Below are 2,266 nucleotides of genomic sequence, written 5' to 3' on the forward strand. Positions count from 1 at the left end.
CTCGCTGCTTTATAAGTTGCTGGGTGCCAATCAGTGCCTTAGTGAAGGCTTGAGCCTAGTGCGGTGAAAGTTGCACGCTGGGTTCTTAGAGGGACGACACTTGGTAACAGGTGTCGTCTACTCGACAGAAATGCTTCAGCCTAAACTGGCTGAAACGAAGATGAACAGTTCTGTGTCTGGATTTCTCAGAGTTGGTGAATAGTCGAATGAAATCAGGTAGGGAGCAAGGAGAGACTGAGCCTGTTTTTTTAATTTTTAACCGCTTGATGTGCTGGAAACAGTTGGTTCACAAAATCAGCACATGACGATATGTGATGCAAACAATCACCGACTAGCATTGAAGAACCATGTGCCTTTGAGTTTCTGAGATCAGCCATGACTTTAACCATTGACTTGCACCATGCATTGTCAGAGCTTGGGTCTTCTATATGGCGAAAACCAGAGTCTTTAATCCATCGTTGAGATACTGCGTGGTTCAATAGAGCTTTGAACATCATTCTCTTTTTAGGGGCAACTCGAAGCCTGAGTGCGTGCTCTATGATTGTATATGTTTTTAGGTGAACTTCAGGGGCTAGTGCATAGAAAAAGTAGGAATAGAGTGCCATGTTTTTAGCCACATTAAACTGTCCTTTGATTTCGTCAGGAACTTCATCGTTCAGAATTTCATTAGAAAGGTACTTATGCATTCCTTTCAGACTGGGCACGGAGCCGCAAACGGCTCCCATCAGTTGATGTTTTTTATCCATCTGCGTTAATTCTTCTAAACTTTTAAATTCTTCCATTCCAGACTCTGTAGTGTTACGCAACGCCACGTTAATGCGTGAGTGAATGTGCCACAATTATAGCGAAGCGTAAATGGTACGCGTTTACGCTTCGCTCTTAGACGTTTGTTATTTGCGTGCTTTAAGTTCACGAATCAAAGCCTCATCACCAGCTTCGTGTAGCCACAACCCCCAAATTGTGATCGAACCATTATGCTTGCTGTATACAATCCACTCACCAGTTTTGTAGTTGTTCGAGACTGATTCAATTAACGACTGGTACATTGTGCCGATGTCCAAGTCTTGATCTTGTAACTTGGTGCGCTTCGCGTGATTAGCCCAGTTTTCAACAATAAATGAAGATTGTCCAAAATGAGTATGCAGGACCTTAAAACCCACTTGGTCGGATATATTTCTCAATTTACCCCGACCGTTACCGATATCACTGATGCGCTCCAAAACCGACAACACCGAAGTAACCGGAACTGCGACTGCAATGTTTTCAATAACAACATACCCTTGGTGATATAACTGCGATATTTGTAGTTTTAAAAGGTCACTAACCTTACATGTAGGGCAATGAAAAGACAGCGTCTCCTCAACCATATGCTCATAATCACCATATAACCAAGTCGACTCTAGAGCTGTATCTCTACGAACTTTCACGTCAGTTGAACGGATTATTTGTTCGACTCTATTCATTACTCCTCCTGAGCACATAACGCTTTCAGCCGATTTTCATACTCCTAGCATGCAACCTTTCCAAACACAGTTCAATTTATAATCAATAGGTTAATGAGATGTATTGGGCATTAGATTGCAAAATGGCGCATAGTTTTTAAAAAGCCTACATCGACACTCCCTCGGATAACTACAGGTAAGGCAAACCTACACTCACAGATTATGAGTAAACTTTTGGGCTGAGAAGCAATGGGGCAGAAGTGTTTCAGCCAAGACTGGCTGAAACTAGCTTTGGATTAATCCAAGCTATATCATATTGCTAATAAAAACAATTAGCGCTAGTCATATGATGGCTAATTCCGGTTTTAAATTGTATTTAATTTTTTAAAACGATAATTGACTATTATATTTAATAGTAATTTTGTTCGAATTGCAACATGGTTGTAGTGGTATTAATATTGACTTGGAATTGCCTGAATGTATAAGTTAATCGTCTATTTATATTTTATAATTCAATTGAATTAAAGTATTAAATATATTGTCATTATTTTCCAATTATGTATTGACATATTTGCCTTTCAGTTTATTCTTGTATTAAAGCTTGGCTTGCTAAGCAAAAAATATAAGAATAACAAACATGGAAATACTATTATCTATTCCGCTTCGTATTGAAAGAAAATCCGCCGTATTAAAGAGGTTATACCCGTGATCATTGAAGATGCTTGATTTTCAATAGAATCAGGATCATGCTACAAACCATGAAAATCACACTGACTCCTCAACAGAAACTGCAACTCGAACAGATGCACGACATTGAGCGTGAT

At 39.4% G+C, this 2,266-nt stretch carries 2 protein-coding genes; both read right to left on the minus strand.

Annotated elements, in window-relative coordinates:
* Positions 1–248: 248 nt before the first annotated feature.
* Entirely contained in the window at positions 249–782 is a 534-nt protein-coding gene (locus tag EYW48_RS20905) for a hypothetical protein (RefSeq protein ID WP_277433015.1), read from the minus strand.
* A gap of 108 nt (positions 783–890) precedes the next feature.
* Positions 891–1,463: a hypothetical protein gene (locus EYW48_RS20910; RefSeq protein ID WP_277433016.1), complete on the minus strand. Its 573-nt coding sequence runs from the start codon at positions 1,461–1,463 to the stop codon at positions 891–893.
* Between the last annotated feature and the right edge of the window lie 803 nt (positions 1,464–2,266).

This window comes from Vibrio sp. 1180_3 (genome assembly GCF_029478545.1).
In the GTDB taxonomy this organism is placed as follows: Bacteria; Pseudomonadota; Gammaproteobacteria; order Enterobacterales; family Vibrionaceae; genus Vibrio; species Vibrio aestuarianus.

Excerpts from the sequence above, each read along its gene's own strand:
- EYW48_RS20910 (WP_277433016.1), bottom strand. The coding sequence starts at position 1,463 with ATGAATAGAGTCGAACAAATAATCCGTTCAACTGACGTGAAAGTTCGT.
- EYW48_RS20905 (WP_277433015.1), bottom strand. The coding sequence starts at position 782 with ATGGAAGAATTTAAAAGTTTAGAAGAATTAACGCAGATGGATAAAAAA.